A 17681-nucleotide genomic window follows, 5' to 3' on the forward strand; every position below is an offset into this window, starting at 1 on the left:
TCACCTCTTCACCGCGGCTTCTTCGCGGGCTTCGACTTATCGACCGTTTCGCCCTCGATCTTGACGTTCTTCGCCGCCGCCTTCCTGGCGGTGGCCGGCGTCTTCAAGGTCGGGTTGGTGACGTCCGTCGCGGTCGACGGCTTTGCCGCATTCGACGGAGGCACGCTCACCGCCTGTTCGTCCTTCGCCTTGCTCGCGCGGACCGATTTCTTCTCTTCGACCGGCTCCGGCGCCTGCAACGTCGTCAGGCCGCCGATCGGCGCTGAATAGACGCGGTCGATCTGCGGGCCCGGAACGACTTCCGACCCTTTGCCGGCCTCGAAGCGGTCGATGATCTCCTCGAGCCGCTCCGGCGTCAGATCCTCGAACGTGTCCTTGAAGATCATGACCATCGGCGCGTTGACGCAGGCGCCCTGACATTCGACCTCTTCCCAGGAAAGCGTGCCGCCCTCATTGAGGGTGAACGGTTCGCTGGCGATCTTCTTCTTGCAGATCTTGATCAGGTCTTCGGCGCCGCGCAGCATGCAGGGCGTGGTGCCGCAGACCTGGACATGGGCACGCGTTCCGACCGGCTGCAGCTGGAATTGCGTATAGAAGGTAGCGACTTCGAGGACGCGGATATAGGCCATGCCGAGCATGTCGGCGACCGACTCGATCGCCGCCCTCGTCACCCAGCCATCCTGCTCCTGAGCGCGCATCAGCAGGGGAATGACCGCCGACTGCTCGCGGCCTTCGGGATATTTCTTGATCGTTGCCTCGGCCCAGGCAGCATTTTCCTTGCTGAACGCGAAGGCCGCTGGCTGGACTGTGTCTTCGGCTAGTCGACGAACGGACATTCTAGTGGACACCTTATCAGTTAATCGAACCGCACCGCGATTTCGTCAGCGAGACAAATTCGCAGGCATAGGCTGACTGGTCTTTCTGCAAAAACACGATGTAGCGCGCGCCGTTGTTGACGGCTGCCTTGATCTCGTAGCCCCTCGACAGGAGCGCCGACATGCTGCCGCCCCTGAGCGCAGCGGACGACTCGCTGCCGACGTCTTCCTGGGCCGAAGCCCCGGAGGCGAGCGCAAGAAGTCCGACAGCGACGAGCGGCACCAGACGCATCAGCGATCCACCTCGCCGAAAACGATATCGAGGGAGCCCAGCACGGCCGAAACATCGGCAAGCTGGTGTCCGCGACAGAGGAAGTCCATCGCCTGAAGATGCGCGTAACCCGGAGCGCGGATCTTGCAGCGATACGGCTTGTTGGTGCCGTCGGAGACCAGATAGACGCCGAACTCGCCCTTGGGCGCCTCGACCGCGGCGTAGACCTCGCCGGCGGGCACGTGATAGCCCTCGGTATAGAGCTTGAAGTGATGGATCAGCGCCTCCATCGACCGCTTCATCTCGCCGCGCTTCGGCGGCACGATCTTGCCGTCGAGCGAGGAGACCGGACCGATCTTGGCATCGCCGAGCAGGCGATCGACGCACTGGCGCATGATGCGCGCCGACTGGCGCATTTCGATCATGCGGATGAGATAGCGGTCGAAGCAGTCGCCGTTCTTGCCGATCGGAATGTCGAACTCCAGGTCGGAATAGCATTCATAGGGCTGCGAACGGCGCAGGTCCCAGGCCGCACCCGAGCCGCGCACCATCACGCCCGAGAAACCCCAGGCCCAGGCGTCTTCGAGGCTGACGACGCCGATATCGACGTTGCGCTGCTTGAAGATGCGGTTGCCGGTCAGAAGCTCGTCGATATCGTCGACGGTCTTCAGGAACGGGTCGATCCAGTTGCCGATGTCTTCGACCAGTTGGTGCGGCAGGTCCTGATGTACGCCGCCCGGACGGAAATAGGCCGCGTGCATGCGCGCGCCGCAGGCCCGCTCGTAGAAGACCATCAGCTTCTCGCGCTCCTCGAAGCCCCAGAGCGGCGGCGTGAGCGCGCCGACGTCCATGGCCTGAGTCGTCACGTTGAGGAGATGCGACAGGATACGGCCGATCTCGGAATAGAGAACGCGGATCAGCTGACCGCGGATCGGCACTTGCGTACCGGTCAATCTTTCGACCGCAAGCGCGAAGGCGTGCTCCTGGTTCATCGGCGCGACATAGTCGAGCCGGTCGAAATAGGGTATCGCCTGCAGATAGGTCTTGGCCTCGATCAGCTTCTCCGTGCCGCGATGCAGGAGGCCGATATGCGGATCGACGCGCTCGACGATCTCGCCGTCAAGCTCCAGCACCAGACGCAGAACGCCGTGCGCCGCCGGATGCTGCGGGCCGAAGTTGATGTTGAAGTTGCGGACGTTATGTTCGGTCATACCGATTGCTCCAGGCCGGGTGGCGTCCTTCGCGGACTGCCGCGGGCCGACTTAATTCAGCGTGGTCTCGCCTTTTCGTCGCCGGGCAGCACGTATTCCGTGCCTTCCCAGGGCGAAAGAAAGTCGAAATTGCGGAATTCCTGCTTCAGCTCGACGGGTTCGTAGACGACGCGCTTGGCTTCGTTGTCGTAACGCACCTCGACGAAACCGGTCAGCGGGAAGTCCTTGCGCAGCGGATAGCCTTCGAAGCCGTAGTCCGTTAGGATGCGCCTCAGATCCGGGTGACCGGTGAAGAGGATGCCATACATGTCGTAGGCTTCGCGCTCGAACCAATCGGCGCCGGGGAAGACTGACGTCGCCGACGGGACGGGGTCGTTCTCGCCGGTCGCAACCTTCACGCGGACGCGCTGGTTCTGGCGCGGCGAGAGAAGATGATAGACGACATCGAAGCGGTCCGGGCGCTGCGGATAATCGACCCCGCAGACATCGATGAAGCTGACGAAACCACACTGGACGTCGTCGCGCAGGAAAGTCAGGAGCGCGATGAGGTTCTCGGCTTTCGCCGTCACCGTCAGTTCGCCGTATTTGACCTCCGCATCGGTGATCAGCGCGCCACGCGCCTCGCGGAGATAGGAGGCAAGCTCGTTCAGGGCTTCACTCATCTTAAGTTCCCCTGCCCTTAGCGCTCGATCGTGCCGGTCCGGCGGATCTTCTTCTGCAGCAGAAGCACGCCGTAAAGCAGCGCTTCTGCCGTGGGAGGACAGCCAGGCACATAGATGTCGACGGGCACGACGCGGTCGCAGCCGCGCACAACCGAATAGGAATAGTGGTAGTAGCCGCCGCCATTGGCGCAGGAGCCCATCGAGATCACGTAACGCGGCTCGGGCATCTGGTCGTAGACCTTGCGCAGCGCGGGCGCCATCTTGTTGGTGAGCGTGCCGGCGACGATCATGACGTCGGACTGACGCGGCGAGGCGCGCGGCGCAAAACCGAAGCGTTCGGCATCGTAACGCGGCATCGACATCTGCATCATCTCGACCGCGCAGCAGGCGAGACCGAAAGTCATCCACATCAGCGAACCGGTTCGGGCCCAGTTGATCAGCTCGTCGGTCGAGGTGACGAGAAAGCCCTTGTCGGCGAGCTCGTTGTTGATCTCGCCGAAGAAAGCGTCATTGCTGCCGATCGGCTTGCCGGTCGCGGGATCGAGGATCCCCTTGGGCTGCGGCGCAACGAGCGTGGTGCCGGATGCTAATTCCATTCCAGCGCTCCCTTCTTCCATTCATAGATAAAGCCGACCGTCAGGACCAGAAGGAAGACCATCATCGACCAGAAGCCGAACCAGCCCATCTCCTTGAACGAAACCGCCCAGGGGAAGAGGAAGGCGACTTCGAGATCGAAGATGATGAAAAGGATCGACACGAGATAGAAGCGGACGTCGAACTTCATGCGGGCGTCGTCGAACGCATTGAAGCCGCACTCGTAAGCCGACAGTTTTTCCGAATCAGGCGCCTTGAAGGCGACGGCGAAAGGAGCGACCAGAAGTGCGAGGCCGATCACCAGCGCGATCCCAATGAAAATCGCGATCGGTACGTAGGAACCGAGAAGTTCTGTCATTTTATCCGTCCCTGCCTGCGGAGGGCGCCATGAAAGCGCTTCAACGAAGAATGCCGCAGGCCGAAAAGCATGTTGCAACGCCAGAGTGGTTAGCGCAGCCGGCGCCCGGGCGCAAGCCTCGAAGGGGCATTTAAACCGGTTCGCGGCGCATAGCGGACATGCGCCCACCGCGGGATGCGGGGCAATGCGCGCAATCGCGGGAAACCGGGCCTCCCGGCGCCAGGAATTCCGCGGCGAGACACTTTGCCGCAATGCAAAAAAAGGAAGTACCGAAAAAGGGAGACGGCCACTTGAGAAGAGAATGGCGCGAGTGACGGGGCTCGAACCCGCGACCTCCGGCGTGACAGGCCGGCACTCTAACCGACTGAGCTACACCCGCGCATTATGGCCATCGCTGACCATTATCTCATCATCGGCACTTTTTGAGAATGCCGCAGTCTTTCAAGAGTGGCGCGAGTGACGGGGCTCGAACCCGCGACCTCCGGCGTGACAGGCCGGCACTCTAACCGACTGAGCTACACCCGCATCTCTTGACGTTCCAGACGCGCTCGCGCGCCCCTGCCCGAAGCGGCCTTGCCGTTCGATGAGCGGCTAACTAAGCGGTTCGCTTTGGGGTGTCAAGCGCGATTGAAAACAAATCCGTGACGGAACGTTTTTTGGTCCACAGCATGTCTTTTCGGAAGGATTTGGCCGCCTGTGGAAGCACGCTCCAAAGGTGAGCACCCGTTCACCCCCTCGGGGGCTCGCCCTCCTTATATATATATGCGGGCCCAGCGGAGCGACCAACAATGCGCCGCCTGCCTCGATAACTGCCGCTCGTCGCCGCCCTATTTGTCCACAGGCTTCATAACGGGCGCCCCGGCCCGCGATAAAAAATTCGAAAAAATCGCTCGAACGCTCTTGCGGTTTTCGCCGGTTACGCATAGATCACGCCCACCGACGCGGCGGACACTTGTCCGGCAACGCGAGAGGGCGATTAGCTCAGTTGGTAGAGCGCCTCGTTTACACCGAGGATGTCGGGAGTTCGAGTCTCTCATCGCCCACCATTTTTCCATATGACAGGCAATGTTTGCGCAGGCGGCTCTCGCGAGTCGTCTCTTTTTGAAGCCGCAGCGATGCCGGACGCCGCGCTGTCTGCGTAGCGCACGCCCTCCGACCGTCATTCCTGTGCCTGCCACAGGAATCCAGCCTGCCCAAGTCCTTGGGCGAATAGACTCTTCAGCGCCGCAGACGCGGCGCTGCTGGATCCCTGTGACGAGCACAGGGATGAGGAGGAGAGGGTGCCGTCCTCAGAGCACCTCCCGTAGGCCGTACGGAAGTCAGGAGACTGCGCGCGTATCCCCAGGTGAACGTTGATGTAGCCCCGCAACCCCCACTCCCTCATTCCTGTGCTTGTCACAGGAATCCAGCCAGCCCAAGTCCTTGGGCTGAAAAACTCGCAGGCGATGGGCGAGCGGTGACCTGCCGGGAGACAACGGATAGGGCTGGTTTCGTCGCCCCTCATCCGGCCTGCCGGCCACCTTCTCCCCGCGAGCGGGGCGAAGGGGACTCGCGGCGTGGCTCTGCCCTCAGCCGCTTACGGGGGAGCGGCGGGCCCGAGGCTTGCCCCTTCTCCCCGTCATACGGGGAGAAGGTCGCGGCAGCGGGATGAGGGGCTGCCAGAAACACCCGGCGCAGCAGCTCCGTTACCCCTCCCGCCATAAGCGTGGATAAGCTCTGGGACCTTCGACATCGTCACGTACGACCGAATAATCCGCTACCCGCCCCTCATCCGGCCTGCCGGCCACCTTCTCCCCGCAAGCGGGGCGAAGGGGACTCGCGGCGTGGCTCTGCCCTCAGCCGCTTACGGGGGAGCGGCGGGCCCGAGGCTTGCCCCTTCTCCCCGTCATACGGGGAGAAGGTCGCGGCAGCGGGATGAAGGGCTGCCACGAATCGAAAACACCCGGCGCAGCAGCTCCGTTACCCCTCCCGCCATAAGCGTGGAAAAGCCCGGGGCCTTCGACATCGTCACGCACGACCCCTACCCGCCCCGATACTGCTCCTCCGTCACATGCTCGAGCCAGTCCACCACCTTGCCGTCGAACGCTTCCTGAATCGCGATGTGCGTCATGCCGGTCTCGGACGCGGCGCCATGCCAGTGCTTTTCTCCCGGCGGGAACCAGACGACGTCGCCGGCGCGGATCTCGCGCAGTTCCCCGCCCCAGCTCTGCGCAAGGCCGCGGCCTGCGGTGACGATCAGGGTCTGGCCGAGCGGGTGCGTGTGCCAGGCGGTGCGTGCGCCGGGCTCGAAGGTCACGGTCGCGCCGCGTACCCGTGCGGGTGACGGCGCCTCGAAGGCTGGGTCCACGCGCACGGAGCCGGTGAAATATTCGGCCGGGCCGCGCGCCGAGGGTCTCGATCCGCATTCGAAGATTTCCATTGGTGCCTCCTTTGAGGGACTTCGCCGGGCCAGCCGACGGGTGATGCAGGGCCAAGGCGCATGCAGCTTACCTCCTTCCGGCAAGCGGCTACAACCGGTGGATCGTCACGCCCGGGCAGGCGCTCCGCGCAATGTCGCAAAGATGCTCGTGGTGGGTCAGATAGATCACCTGCCCGACATCGGCCATTTCCGCCATCAGCTCGAAGGCGCGGCCGGCGCGGCCGTCGTCGAAGGTTTCCATGATGTCGTCGGCGATGAAGGGCAGCGTTTCCCGCGTCGCCGCGACCTCGTGGTAGCCGGCGATCCTGAGCGCGAGATAGAGCTGGAAGCGCGTGCCCTTGGAAAGATCGCGGGCGAGCTTCGATCCGCCGGCGGCGGTATTGGCGATGAGGAATTCCTGGCCCTTGTCGGCTTGCGTCGAGAGACCGGAATATTCGCCGCCGCTGATATGCATGAAAGTTCGCGAGGCGCGCTGCATCATGGCGCTACGGTGGCGCTCGCGAAACAGCCTGAGCGCCTGTTCGGCGGCGATCACGCCCGCACGCAGCCGGAGATAGCCGATCGCCTTGCTCTCGATGTCGAGAAGCAGCGTGCGGCGCCGCTGTTCGACTTCCGCCACCCGGTCGCCGCCCTCGACGGCGGCAAGCGCCCTCTCCCGGGTCCTGACATCGGCGTGCAGCTCGCCGACATCCCGGTCGGCCGCGTCGATCGCCTCCTCCAGCCGCGCGAGTTCCAGGCCGAGCTCCCGGTCGTCGAGGTCGGCGAGAAGCGCTTCGGCCTCGGCGGCGGTCGCGACGCCGAGCCGCGCAGCCAGATCGCTTTCCATTTCCGAGCATCTCTGCCGCAGCCGCTGCTCTTCGCGGGCGGCTTCCAGGCAGGCGGCCGCTTCGTCGAGAGTCCCGCAGTCGAAGAAGTCGAGGACCCTTCGCCTGTTGGCGGCGTGGAGCCGCTCCTCGGCGCGCAGCGAGTCGAGGCTCTCCTCCATGCGCTCGATATTGCCCTGAAGCGCCAGGCGGCGCTCCTCCTTCTGAAGTGCGGCGGCAACGCGATCGCGCACCGCGCAAAAGAGCGTGAGGACATCGCCGGCCTGTGCTTCGCCCAGTACCGCGGCCAGGCCCACGACGCTTTCAGTGAAGGCCGCCTGATCCCTGCGCATGCCCGCCACGCGATGGTCGAGCTCCGCCTTCTTCTGCATCAGCTTGTCGAGGTCCTGAAGCACGGCGAGCACGGGGCCGATTTCCTGCTGCTGCGGCCGCTCCACCTGCCGGGAAAGCCATGTGCCGGCGAGCGCCTCATCCCATTCCCCGCACCAGGACGCCATCGCAGCCTCCGCGGCCGCAAAAACGGTCCGCCGCTTTTCGAGCGCCTCCGAGGCACGTTGGAACTGCGCCACGGCATTCCGGTAGGCCGCGGATGCGGCCTCGGCGCGGGAGGAGACAAGTTCCGCCACCGCGAGCAAGGCGTCGAGCCGCTCCGGCAGCGCATCGGTGATCCCGAGCCGCGCCAGCTCCGCCCGAAGGCTGCAGACCGCCGCCTTCTCTTCGGCGACCGCCCGGTCGCGCTCCTTCAGCGCGGTGCGCAGTTCGCCGCGCAATTCGAGCGCGGATGCGCGGGCCGCAAGCCAGGCCTCCAATTGCGGCAGCCCCGTTATGCAAGGCAAGCCACAGGCGCGTGCGGTGGTGCCGATTTCGGCGCTGAGCCTCTGCCGCTGCTCCTCCGCGGCTTTCCTTTGCGCGTCCAGCGACTGCAGGCGGGCGCGCCGCTCGGTGACGGCAAGCGTCAGGCTGCGTATCTCGGCCACGCGCTCCGCCTGGGCAAGCCGAAGCGCCGTGATTGCATCATGCTCGTTCAGTGCGGTCTCGAATGCGATCGCCGTCTGCTCGCCGAGACCGGCACGATGCCGCTGCCAGGCTGTATCGCGGCGCCGCCTCAGTTCGCAAACGGCCGCGTCATCCACGACGCCGCCATTGGCCGCAATGGCGGCAAGGCGCGCCTCGTCTCCGGCCTGGCGCTCGCTTTCATCGGCGATCCTGTCGGCGAGGCGCAAGCGCCGCTCCGCCTCGGCGTGGTCCTCGGCCCGCCACGCTTCCACGACGGCCGGTGCCGGAGCGGGAAGCGCGGCCAGATCGTCGATCGTACCGGCGAAGGGCCGCAATTCATCCAGTCTGTCGCAAATCGCCGCCTCGAGCCGGTCGATCTCTCTTGCCGACGACTGCTGGCGCAACAGGCAATCGCTCTGCCGGAGGAGATGCACGCGTTCGGCGAGGAACGCCGGGTCGGCCGCCCCCTCCTTCAGCCGGGCGACTTCGCGCTCGGCGTCGCCGTGGTTCCCTTCGGCGGTTTCCGTCTCCTCGCGCGCCGACGCAAGCCTCTCCGAAAGGCTTGCATGCCGGCGCACCAGATCCTGCAGGCGGACGGCGCGCGCCGCCGGCAGCAGGAGCGAGGCGAGATCGGGATTGTCCGCCTCGCCGAGGCGGACGAGGCAGGCATCGATCTCGGCGGCCGTCTTCGCAAGTTCCTCCAGACGCGCCGGCATGTCGCGGTCGGCCGTCAGATAGCGGGCTTCGAGGGCGGTTTCCCGCAGTGCCCCGAACCGTTCCGCGATCGCGAGCGCCTGCTCGTCCCGAGGCAGCGCCGCAAGCTCTTCGCGCCGCCGGGTGAGTTCCTCGTGCAATTGTCGGAGCCCCGCGGCGATTTCCGCATCGCGCCGGCGAAGAACCGGCAACTCCTCCTGCCACTCCGCCGGCGGCACCGGCAACGGGTCCCGCCCGGCAAGCTCCTGCCTTGCGCCGCGAAGCCGCGCGAGAAGCGGCACGGCGTCGCGCTGAGCGCGCATCCGGTCCCGGTCGGCGCGCAACTCGCTGCGCAGCCTCGCCGCCGCCTCGTGGCGTGCGCGCATGCTCGCCAGGGCCTTGCGGAGTGCTGCATATTCGCGTGCATTCACGTCTATCTCGTTCCGCTCCGCCTTCAGCGCATCGAGCTCAGCCTTCAGTTCGGCAAGCTGGTGCTTGCGCGCCTGCGGGCGGAAGAAGGAATCCGCTTCGGCTCGAAGCACGGCAAGCACGGCGGTGCTGTCCGGCAGACCGGAACTCGCGGAAAACAGAAGGGACCCGAGTTCGCCCTCGCTCTTCAGGATGGCTTCCCCGCCCTCTTCGATGCTGTCGTCGTCGAGCGAGAACATCGTGCTGTAGGTTGCCCGGTCGATTGAGCCGAGGGCTGTGGAAAACAGGCCGTCGGGCAGCGGCTGCTCGTCGGGGCCGATCAGGCTGTTGGCGTTGCGCTTGATGCGGTAGGCGTGATGCAGGCGGTTACCGGCCGCGACGATGCCGCCGATCCGCATCGCCTGATAGGGATGCAGGAAGCCGTAAGGGCTCGAACGTTCTATGCCGAAGATGAGGTCGAGGAAGCCGGAGAAGAGGGTCGACTTGCCGGCTTCGTTCGGGCCGTAGATGAGGTGAAAATCCGGCTCGCCCAGCTTCGCCTCGCCGAAATCGAGATGCCGCTCCGTGAATTTGCCGTAGCGGACGAGCTCCAGTCGCTGAAGCCGCATCAGTCGGTGCCTCCGGCGCCGGCACGGCCGTGAAGATGCGCCAGCACATCCGCACTCCCCGCAAGCGCTGCCTCCAGCGCCAGCCGCTCCAGCGCCTCTTCGTCGCCCGCCAGCACTTGCCTGAGTTCAGGCGGCAATTGCTGCAGGAGCTCCTTGGCAATGCCGCTCAGTTCGGCGCGAAAGCCGAAGGAGGGCAGAACGTCGTTTTCGACGAGTGCCGCCAGTTCGCCGACCGGATCGGCCGCATTTTGCTCCGCATTGCCGGTTGCCTGGCAGCTCATTTCCGTGTTCTCGATCCAGCATCCGCCGATCCCGGCCGCGATGTTGACGATCTCCGCCTCCAGGAGATCCGCGTCGCGCCTGAGGCGCCAGGCAAGCGGCGTCGCGCCGGTCAGCGTCAAGCGCAGGATCAGATTGTCCGCCGCCATGTTCTTTCGAAGGAGGATCAATTCACTGGTCACCGCATCCAGCATGTCGCGCCAGTCCGCAATCCCGCTCACGTCGATCTCGTGCCGCTCGAACGCGGCGGTGCCGGTCGGCCGTTCATCCAGCGTAACCAGCCCTTCATCGTCGATCGTCACGACCGTGACGCCCTTCGTCCCCGCTTCGTTGATGTCTCGGCCCTGCGGCATGCCGGGCATGACGATGAAGGGCTTCTCGCAGTGCACCTGCCGCTGGTGGACATGGCCGAGGGCCCAATAATCGAAACCGTGCCGCTGAAGCTCGGCGACGCTGCAGGGCGCGTAGGGGTCGTGGGCCGCCGATCCGGAGAGGCTGGTATGCAGCATGCCGATATTGATGCCGCCGGCGACCGGCGGATGGAACTGGGGCAACAGGCTTTCCGGCGCGTGGGGGTCGGCAAAGCTCACGCCGTGGACGTGCACCGTGCGGCCGTTCGCAAGCGTCTTGACATGAACCGCCCTGCTCCGGCCGGCAAATACATGCACCGAAGGCGGCAGGGTGAGTTCGCGCGTCACCTGCGACTGGGAATCGTGATTGCCGCGAATGATGAACGTCCGGATGCCGGCCTCGTCGAGCCGCCGAAGCTCGCCCGCCAGGAAGAGCGCCGTGTTCATTGAAGTCTGGCTGCCGTCATAGAGATCGCCGGCGATCAAAAGCGCATCGACGCTTTCGGCAATGCAGAGATCGACGATGCGGACGAGCGCATTGCGCGTCGCGCTTCGAACGAGGCCGGCAAGCTCCGCATTCCGGAGCGCCAGGCTGCGCAAGGGCGAATCGAGATGGAGGTCTGCGGTGTGAACAAATCGGAAGGGCATGGCCGGGCGGACCATGGCCCGGCGCCGCCGCTTTCGTCAATGGCCGCGGGACCGGGTATCCACGGAATGCTTGAATGCGAGCAGCATCGCAACGCCAACTGCCGGCAACTCTTCGCTTCACAAACAAAGGCATCGCGAGCAGGAAGCGTTTCTTACAGCCGGCGGTCATTCCCAAGTTTGAGGTGGTTTTGGTCGACAAATGCGGCAATTGTGACTATCAATAATGTCACTGCCATTTCACATGGCCCCTCATAATAACTCATAAGGTCATGAAGAAGACATTCGAGGTTTCCGACAAGCTGTTCGAGCTCTACCATCGCGTTCATCGGCTGGTGAACGAGTCCATGACGGAAGAAGGCGTATCGCTTGCCAGGAGCAAGTTCCTGTTCTTCCTGAGCAAGCTCGGACCCTGTCGGTCTACCGACATAGCCTGTGCGCTGAATTTCGCTCCGCGAACGGTGACCGAGGCGATCGACGGACTGGAACGCGACCGTCTGGTCATGAGAAAGCCCGACCCCGAGGATCGCCGCGCGAAGATCGTCTCGATAACAGAGACCGGCCGGGCCGTACTTCAGGCTGCAGAACATCCGCGCAAGCAGCTCATCGAAGAGATCTTTTCGGCGCTCGACGACGAGCAACTCGACCAACTCTATGACATCGTCAGCAAACTCGTCGAGAAAACCGACGACATCCGCAAGCGCAAGGAAGAAGCGGAAGCCGCCGAGATTGCCGTCGCGCGCTAGATCACGATGTTTTAGGTCGGATCGACCTAAAAACATGAACGTGATCGACTCCAAAAAGTTGGAGCGGGATGCGGGCGGAAAACCGCGCACACTTTTCCTCATCCCGCTCTGAGCTTCGCTTCGAATGCAAAGGAAGAGGCCGGGACGTCATGTCCCGGCCTCTTCCTTTTTCTCGGGATGGGACGCTTACATGGCGTCCATCGCGCCTATGGAGAAGAACAGCGTTTCGCCGGAGGAATCGTCGACGCCGTCATTGTCGGTGACGACATAGCCGTTGCCGGCTGCGTCGACTGCAAAGCCTTCGACCTTGTCGACGACATAGCCGTTGAGCGACTGCAGGTCCGGAATGAGGTCGCGCACCTCTTCCTTGTTCACGACAGGCAGTTCCCCGCCGAGCGCCGCGGGTTTCAAATCCGCAAGCGCAACGCGGTAGAGCTTCTTGAGCTTGGCGGCTTCTCCGATCAGATTGTCACGCTCGACGATATAGGCGTAGTCTCCATGAACGGAGATTTCCGACAGGCCGACCCAGCCTTCCTCCGACTTTTCAAGCGGATAGCGCACGGCGCCCCATTCTTTGCTCGACGGCTTGTAGGAGACGAGCTTGACGAAGCCCTTCTCGTCATCCTTCCATTCGCGCTGCACAGCCATCCAGAGAACCTGATCGTCCCCTTCGCCCACGACTGCGACGCCTTCGAAGCCGTAGCGGATCTCGTTGGCGCGCAATTCCTCCGGCAGCGCGATCTCCTGCTTGATCTCGCCCTTCTTGTTCACGTGCAGCAGCGCGTGGCTGTAGAGCTTGTCGGAATTGCCTTCCGAAGCGAGCCAGAAGCCGCCTTCGCCATCATTGGCGATGCCTTCGATGTCGAGCTTCTGGGCGGGAGCGCCGTCACGGATGATCGGCAGGGCTTCCGTGATCAGCGCGGGCTTCTGCGTAGCGTCGATCGTGAAGATGGTCGGCTGCGACGAGAAGACGGAATCGTTGACCGCATGCAGGAAGCCGGGCTTGTCGGCAGCGGCAAGACCGGAAAGCGCCCCGAAGCCGATGGGCAGCCCGTCCTTCTCCACGGAACGGATCTGCGGATAGGCAGCCTCCCCCTCGCCGCGCTCGTAGATCATGACATGCGACCGCGCCCCGCCGTCTTCTACGAGATCGACCTCGTTGGCGGTCGCAAACAGGTTGCGCCCGGGAATGGCGACAGCGCCCTCGGGCGAAACGCCGGAGGGCAGAAGCTGCACCAGCTCCGGTTCGCCGCCCGTATCCTTGTAGACGCCGACGATCGAGGCACGCTCGGACAGAACGAAGAAAAGCTTGTCTTCGCCGAATTGCGCCAGTTCCAGGCCTTCCGGCTCGACGCCCTTCGCCGAGGAACGCTTTTCCGGATAGTGGCCGATCGACGCGATAGCGCGTTCGAAGCCTGCTCCCGATTCGTAGAGGACCTTCCCGGTCGTGTCGAAGATCGTGAAGCCGCGGCTCCCGCCCTCGTAGTCGCCCTCATTGGCGACGACCAGACGATCGTCGTCGAGCCACTTGATCGCATCGGGTTCGCGCTTGCGGCCCGCCTGCTCGCCGGTGAAGGCGATGGAGCCGTCACGCTTGGTGTCGATAGCTTCGAGATCGACCGTGCCCGCAGGGAAATGCGTCTTCACGGTCGCGGACTTGCCGTCGATGACGACGATGTGGTTGTTCTCCTGGAGGGTGAGTGCAATCTCGTCCCTGCCGTTGAAGGCAACGAACTCCGGCTCGGGATCGTCGCCGGCGACCTCGGCGAGACCGGTCAGCGTCACATGCTTGATCGTCGCGCAATCGGCCGCCCCGTCCTTCAGCGACAGGATCACGAGATCGCCTGCAGGCATCTGAGGGATCTGCCCGTCATTGACGTCCTCGTCGCGCTCGTTCTCGATCGCGATTGCGGCAAGCGTCCGATCCTTGTTCACGGCCACCGAGTCCGGCTGGCCGCCGAGATCGCAGGTGGCGTCCACCTTCCTCCCGGCAATGTCGACCACGGCGAGCACGCCGGACGGCTTGGTAAAGCTTTCGCTCGTGTTGACGGCAACGAGCGCTTTGGCGCCGGCTACCGCGACCGAAGTCGGCTCCCCGCTGAAAGAGACGATACCGCCTGCCTCAGGCGCCTTGGCATCGGTGATGTCGATGAACCCGATGCGCTTGCCGGGACTGTCGGAATAGATCAGCGTATTGCCGTCTTCGCTTGCGGTGATGATTTCGGCCGATGTCGGCGCGTTCCGCTCGGCTCCCTCGGGCAAATTCGTGGCCACCGCAAAGGACGCGATGCGATTGAATACCTGTTCGGCCTGAACGACCGATGCCGTCGATGCGGCAAGCGCCGCGGCCAATGCCGTGGTGATGGAAAATGCTTTCATCTGTCCCTCCTTGTCGCGACACGCCTTTGCGCTTCCGCGTGCGTCCGAAAACGTCGGACGGGAGGCTTTTGCAACTGTCCTGTAACAGCTGGATGACAGCGAGGCTTGGAATGAAAAGAGGCCCGGATGACCGGGCCTCAATCAACCTGCCGAATGCCGCCTGGGCGGTATCGCGACAGATGGAACATGAACCAGTAGCGGACGGAGGCACCCGCCGCTCAATCGGTAAATTAGTTGACGGCGTCCTTGAGGCCCTTGCCGGCCGTGAACTTCGGCACGTTGCGTGCCGGGATGTCAACTTCCGCACCCGTCGACGGGTTGCGGCCCTTGCTGGCTTCGCGGCGCGATACGGAGAAATTGCCGAAGCCGACGAGGCGGATGTCGCCGCCGTTCTTCAGTTCGCCCTGAATGGTCTCAAAAACTGCATCAACGGCAGAAGACGCATCTGCCTTCGAGAGTCCGGCCTTGTCGGCTACGGCAGCCACGAGCTCATTTTTGTTCATGTTTCCACCCCTTTCATGCTGGTTCGAAACGACTGTCTTCTTAAGGCGGGGCTGCGAGAGCAATGCCCACGTCTTGCCATTCCCAATTGCGCCTAATCCCTTGGAATGCAAGGGTTGCAGCATGCTTTTACAACAAAAAAGACCGGCAGAACGCCGGTCTTCCTTGTTTTTCTGGCCGAAGGGCGCAAGCGGGACACACTTACCACCCTATCTGCACTGCCTCAGTGGGCAATCGAAGTGCCCGCTTCGTCCTGCGAATCAACGGACGGCAGGGCGGCCGGCTGGCTTGCCGGATCCCATTCGATGGGCTCCGGAAGCCGCAGCAACGCGTGCGCGATCACCTCGCCCATCCGCGAAACGGGGATGATTTCGAGGCTGTTCTTGACGTTGTCAGGGATGTCGGCGAGGTCCTTGGCGTTCTCCTCGGGGATCAGCACCTTCTTGATGCCGCCGCGCAGAGCCGCCAGCAACTTCTCCTTCAAACCACCGATCGGCAGGACGCGTCCACGCAGGGTGATTTCACCCGTCATCGCCACGTCCTTGGAGATCGGGATACCGGTCATCACCGACACGATCGCCGTCGCCATGGCCACACCGGCGGACGGACCGTCCTTCGGGGTTGCTCCCTCGGGCACGTGGACGTGAATGTCGCGCTTGTCGAACAGCGGCGGCTCGATGCCGAAATCGATCGCGCGCGAGCGGACATAGGATGCCGCTGCCGAAATGGATTCCTTCATCACGTCACGCAGGTTGCCGGTAACCGTCATGCGGCCCTTGCCGGGCATCATCACGCCCTCGATCGTCAGCAGTTCGCCGCCGACCTCGGTCCAGGCGAGACCGGTGACCACCCCGACCTGATCGTCGCGCTCGGCTTCGCCATGGCGGAAGCGCGGCACACCGAGATAGTCGTGGATGTTCTCGGCCGTCACTTCGACCTTCTTGGTCTTGCCCTTGAGGATCTCCGTCACCGCCTTGCGCGCCAGCTTCATCAGCTCGCGCTCGAAGTTGCGCACGCCCGCTTCTCGCGTGTAGTTCTGGATGACCGCCATAAGGGCGCCATCGGTCACGGAGAATTCGTTCGGCTGGAGCGCATGATCGCGGATCGCCTTCGGCAGCAGGTGCCGCTTGGCAATCTCCCGCTTTTCATCTTCGGTATAGCCGGCAATGCGGATGACTTCCATGCGGTCCATCAGCGGCGGCGGAATGTTGAGCGTGTTCGCCGTGGTGATGAACATCACGTTGGAGAGGTCGTATTCCACCTCCAGGTAGTGATCCATGAACGTCGAGTTCTGTTCCGGGTCGAGCACCTCCAGAAGCGCCGAAGACGGATCGCCACGGAAGTCCTGGCCCATCTTGTCGATCTCGTCGAGCAGGAAGAGCGGATTGGACTTCTTCGCCTTCTTCATCGACTGGACGACCTTACCCGGCATGGAGCCGATATAGGTCCGCCGATGGCCGCGAATTTCGGCCTCGTCGCGAACGCCGCCCAGTGCCATGCGGATATATTCGCGGCCGGTCGCCTTGGCGATCGACTTGGCGAGCGACGTCTTGCCGACGCCGGGAGGACCGACGAGGCACAGGATCGGCCCCTTGATCTTGGACGAACGGGCCTGCACCGCCAGGTACTCGACGATACGTTCCTTTACCTTGTCCAGACCGAAGTGATCGGTATCCAGCACCTTTTCGGCGTGGTTGAGATCGGTCTTGATCTTCGACTTCTTGCCCCAGGGCAGGCCCAGCAGCCAGTCGAGATAGTTGCGGACCACAGTCGCTTCCGCCGACATCGGGCTCATCTGGCGCAGCTTCTTCAGCTCCGCATCCGCCTTTTCGCGGGCTTCCTTGGAGAGCTTCGTCTTGGAGATGCGCTCTTCCAGCTCGGCCATCTCGTCGCGGCCGTCCTCGCTGTCGCCGAGCTCCTTCTGAATCGCCTTCATCTGCTCATTGAGGTAGTACTCGCGCTGCGTCTTCTCCATCTGGCGCTTGACACGCGAACGGATGCGCTTTTCGACCTGAAGAACCGAAATCTCGCCTTCCATGAAGCCGAGCGCCTTTTCGAGGCGCATCTTCACGCTCGTCGTCTCCAGCATTTCCTGCTTTTCGACGATCTTGATCGACAGGTGGGATGCGACGGTATCAGCGAGCTTCGAGTAGTCTTCGATCTGGCTCGCGACGCCGACGACTTCCGGCGAAATCTTCTTGTTGAGCTTCACATAGCTCTCGAATTCGGAAACGACCGAACGGCTCAGCGCCTCGATCTCGACCGGATCCTCGTCCGGTTCGGGCAGTGCATGGGCCATGGCCTCGTAAAAATCGTCACGCGGCGTATAGCGCTCGATCTCGGCACGCGACCGTCCTTCGACCAGAACCTTCACGGTGCCGTCGGGGAGCTTCAGAAGCTGCAGCACGTTTGCAATCGTGCCGACTTTGTAAATGGCGGAGGGTTCCGGATCGTCATCCGTAGCGTTGATCTGGGTCACGAGCATGATCTGCTTGTCGGTACCCATGACCTCTTCGAGTGCACGGATCGACTTTTCCCGGCCGACGAAGAGCGGCACGATCATGTGGGGGAAGACCACGATGTCACGCAGCGGCAGAACCGGATAGGTCGCGCTTTCAGTCGCCGGAGACGTTTTGTTCGTCATATCATTTCCTTTCCGTCCCGATGTTCGGGCCCGTTTCCGGGAGCCTCTACGGCACTCCCGGCTGTCACATTTCGTACATGAAAGTGGAGTGCAAGAGAGGCCTTTTCAAGGTACGGCGCAATCCCCGCCTTCATGGATAATCCCCGACCTTTAAGCTCGGATGCTGTTGCAGACCTTGCGACCTGCCCGGATATCGCGGTCCGCAAATACGCATCCATTGAATCGGCACATCATCGCGTTGTTGCGGCACTTTAGCA

General features: G+C 63.3%; 13 protein-coding genes and 3 tRNA genes. 2 read left to right on the top strand and 14 right to left on the bottom strand.

What is annotated here, in order from left to right:
• Positions 1 to 8: 8 nt before the first annotated feature.
• The 8 genes from nuoE to JOH52_RS18540 form a co-directional block, all read right to left on the bottom strand.
• Positions 9 to 836, bottom strand: a complete 828-nt coding sequence (nuoE, locus tag JOH52_RS18505; protein WP_010969146.1) for an NADH-quinone oxidoreductase subunit NuoE — start codon at positions 834 to 836, stop codon at positions 9 to 11.
• Between the two features lie 16 nt (positions 837 to 852).
• Positions 853 to 1107 carry a hypothetical protein gene (locus tag JOH52_RS18510; RefSeq protein ID WP_003531834.1) on the bottom strand — a complete coding sequence of 85 codons (255 nt, stop codon included), beginning with the start codon at positions 1105 to 1107 and terminating at the stop codon, positions 853 to 855.
• Complete coding sequence (locus JOH52_RS18515; protein WP_003531832.1) at positions 1107 to 2297, bottom strand: NADH-quinone oxidoreductase subunit D; 1191 nt, start codon at positions 2295 to 2297, stop codon at positions 1107 to 1109. The genes JOH52_RS18510 and JOH52_RS18515 overlap by 1 nt, the downstream gene beginning before the upstream one ends.
• A gap of 56 nt (positions 2298 to 2353) precedes the next feature.
• Complete coding sequence (locus JOH52_RS18520) at positions 2354 to 2959, bottom strand: NADH-quinone oxidoreductase subunit C (protein WP_014529726.1); 606 nt, start codon at positions 2957 to 2959, stop codon at positions 2354 to 2356.
• 17 nt (positions 2960 to 2976) lie between these two features.
• A complete protein-coding gene (locus JOH52_RS18525) occupies positions 2977 to 3555 on the bottom strand; it encodes a NuoB/complex I 20 kDa subunit family protein (RefSeq protein WP_003531828.1) in 579 nt (192 codons plus the stop codon).
• The gene (locus JOH52_RS18530; protein WP_003531826.1) at positions 3546 to 3911 is read right to left on the bottom strand and encodes an NADH-quinone oxidoreductase subunit A; all 366 of its coding nucleotides are present in this window, start codon (positions 3909 to 3911) and stop codon (positions 3546 to 3548) included. Before JOH52_RS18530 ends, JOH52_RS18525 begins: the two co-directional genes overlap by 10 nt.
• A 302-nt stretch (positions 3912 to 4213) precedes the next feature.
• Positions 4214 to 4290, bottom strand: a tRNA-Asp gene (locus JOH52_RS18535).
• A gap of 69 nt (positions 4291 to 4359) precedes the next feature.
• Positions 4360 to 4436 (bottom strand) — tRNA-Asp (locus JOH52_RS18540).
• Positions 4437 to 4881: 445 nt separating this feature from the next.
• Here JOH52_RS18540 and JOH52_RS18545 point away from each other — a divergent pair.
• Positions 4882 to 4957 (top strand) — tRNA-Val (locus JOH52_RS18545).
• A gap of 974 nt (positions 4958 to 5931) precedes the next feature.
• Here the strand turns inward: JOH52_RS18545 and JOH52_RS18550 are convergent.
• The 3 genes from JOH52_RS18550 to JOH52_RS18560 form a co-directional block, all read right to left on the bottom strand.
• Positions 5932 to 6330, bottom strand: coding sequence for a (R)-mandelonitrile lyase (locus JOH52_RS18550; RefSeq protein ID WP_014529746.1), 399 nt, complete (start codon positions 6328 to 6330; stop codon positions 5932 to 5934).
• Between the two features lie 88 nt (positions 6331 to 6418).
• Complete coding sequence (locus JOH52_RS18555; RefSeq protein WP_010969143.1) at positions 6419 to 9880, bottom strand: ATP-binding protein; 3462 nt, start codon at positions 9878 to 9880, stop codon at positions 6419 to 6421.
• Positions 9880 to 11172 (bottom strand): metallophosphoesterase family protein, encoded by a 1293-nt coding sequence (locus tag JOH52_RS18560; protein WP_014529747.1) that lies wholly within the window; start codon positions 11170 to 11172, stop codon positions 9880 to 9882. Before JOH52_RS18560 ends, JOH52_RS18555 begins: the two co-directional genes overlap by 1 nt.
• 254 nt (positions 11173 to 11426) lie before the next feature.
• Here JOH52_RS18560 and JOH52_RS18565 point away from each other — a divergent pair, with 254 nt between their 5' ends.
• On the top strand, positions 11427 to 11900 hold the full coding sequence (locus JOH52_RS18565) for a MarR family winged helix-turn-helix transcriptional regulator (RefSeq protein ID WP_003531815.1): 474 nt from the start codon (positions 11427 to 11429) through the stop codon (positions 11898 to 11900).
• A 186-nt stretch (positions 11901 to 12086) separates the two neighbouring features.
• Here JOH52_RS18565 and JOH52_RS18570 read toward each other — a convergent pair whose 3' ends face one another.
• The 3 genes from JOH52_RS18570 to lon form a co-directional block, all read right to left on the bottom strand.
• A complete protein-coding gene (locus JOH52_RS18570) occupies positions 12087 to 14279 on the bottom strand; it encodes an esterase-like activity of phytase family protein (protein WP_014529748.1) in 2193 nt (730 codons plus the stop codon).
• A 230-nt stretch (positions 14280 to 14509) separates the two neighbouring features.
• Positions 14510 to 14782: a DNA-binding protein HupB gene (gene hupB, locus JOH52_RS18575; protein ID WP_003531811.1), complete on the bottom strand. Its 273-nt coding sequence runs from the start codon at positions 14780 to 14782 to the stop codon at positions 14510 to 14512.
• A 221-nt stretch (positions 14783 to 15003) separates the two neighbouring features.
• Positions 15004 to 17424, bottom strand: coding sequence for an endopeptidase La (lon, locus tag JOH52_RS18580; RefSeq protein WP_003531808.1), 2421 nt, complete (start codon positions 17422 to 17424; stop codon positions 15004 to 15006).
• Positions 17425 to 17681: the final 257 nt, after the last annotated feature.

Source organism: Sinorhizobium meliloti (assembly GCF_017876815.1).
Classification (GTDB): domain Bacteria; phylum Pseudomonadota; class Alphaproteobacteria; order Rhizobiales; family Rhizobiaceae; genus Sinorhizobium; species Sinorhizobium meliloti.

Excerpts from the sequence above, each read along its gene's own strand:
- JOH52_RS18525 (WP_003531828.1), bottom strand. The coding sequence starts at position 3,555 with ATGGAATTAGCATCCGGCACCACGCTCGTTGCGCCGCAGCCCAAGGGG.
- JOH52_RS18565 (WP_003531815.1), top strand. The coding sequence starts at position 11,427 with ATGAAGAAGACATTCGAGGTTTCCGACAAGCTGTTCGAGCTCTACCAT.
- nuoE (WP_010969146.1), bottom strand. The coding sequence starts at position 836 with ATGTCCGTTCGTCGACTAGCCGAAGACACAGTCCAGCCAGCGGCCTTC.
- JOH52_RS18570 (WP_014529748.1), bottom strand. The coding sequence starts at position 14,279 with ATGAAAGCATTTTCCATCACCACGGCATTGGCCGCGGCGCTTGCCGCA.
- JOH52_RS18515 (WP_003531832.1), bottom strand. The coding sequence starts at position 2,297 with ATGACCGAACATAACGTCCGCAACTTCAACATCAACTTCGGCCCGCAG.
- JOH52_RS18510 (WP_003531834.1), bottom strand. The coding sequence starts at position 1,107 with ATGCGTCTGGTGCCGCTCGTCGCTGTCGGACTTCTTGCGCTCGCCTCC.
- hupB (WP_003531811.1), bottom strand. The coding sequence starts at position 14,782 with ATGAACAAAAATGAGCTCGTGGCTGCCGTAGCCGACAAGGCCGGACTC.
- lon (WP_003531808.1), bottom strand. The coding sequence starts at position 17,424 with ATGACGAACAAAACGTCTCCGGCGACTGAAAGCGCGACCTATCCGGTT.
- JOH52_RS18550 (WP_014529746.1), bottom strand. The coding sequence starts at position 6,330 with ATGGAAATCTTCGAATGCGGATCGAGACCCTCGGCGCGCGGCCCGGCC.
- JOH52_RS18520 (WP_014529726.1), bottom strand. The coding sequence starts at position 2,959 with ATGAGTGAAGCCCTGAACGAGCTTGCCTCCTATCTCCGCGAGGCGCGT.
- JOH52_RS18555 (WP_010969143.1), bottom strand. The coding sequence starts at position 9,880 with ATGCGGCTTCAGCGACTGGAGCTCGTCCGCTACGGCAAATTCACGGAG.
- JOH52_RS18560 (WP_014529747.1), bottom strand. The coding sequence starts at position 11,172 with ATGGTCCGCCCGGCCATGCCCTTCCGATTTGTTCACACCGCAGACCTC.
- JOH52_RS18530 (WP_003531826.1), bottom strand. The coding sequence starts at position 3,911 with ATGACAGAACTTCTCGGTTCCTACGTACCGATCGCGATTTTCATTGGG.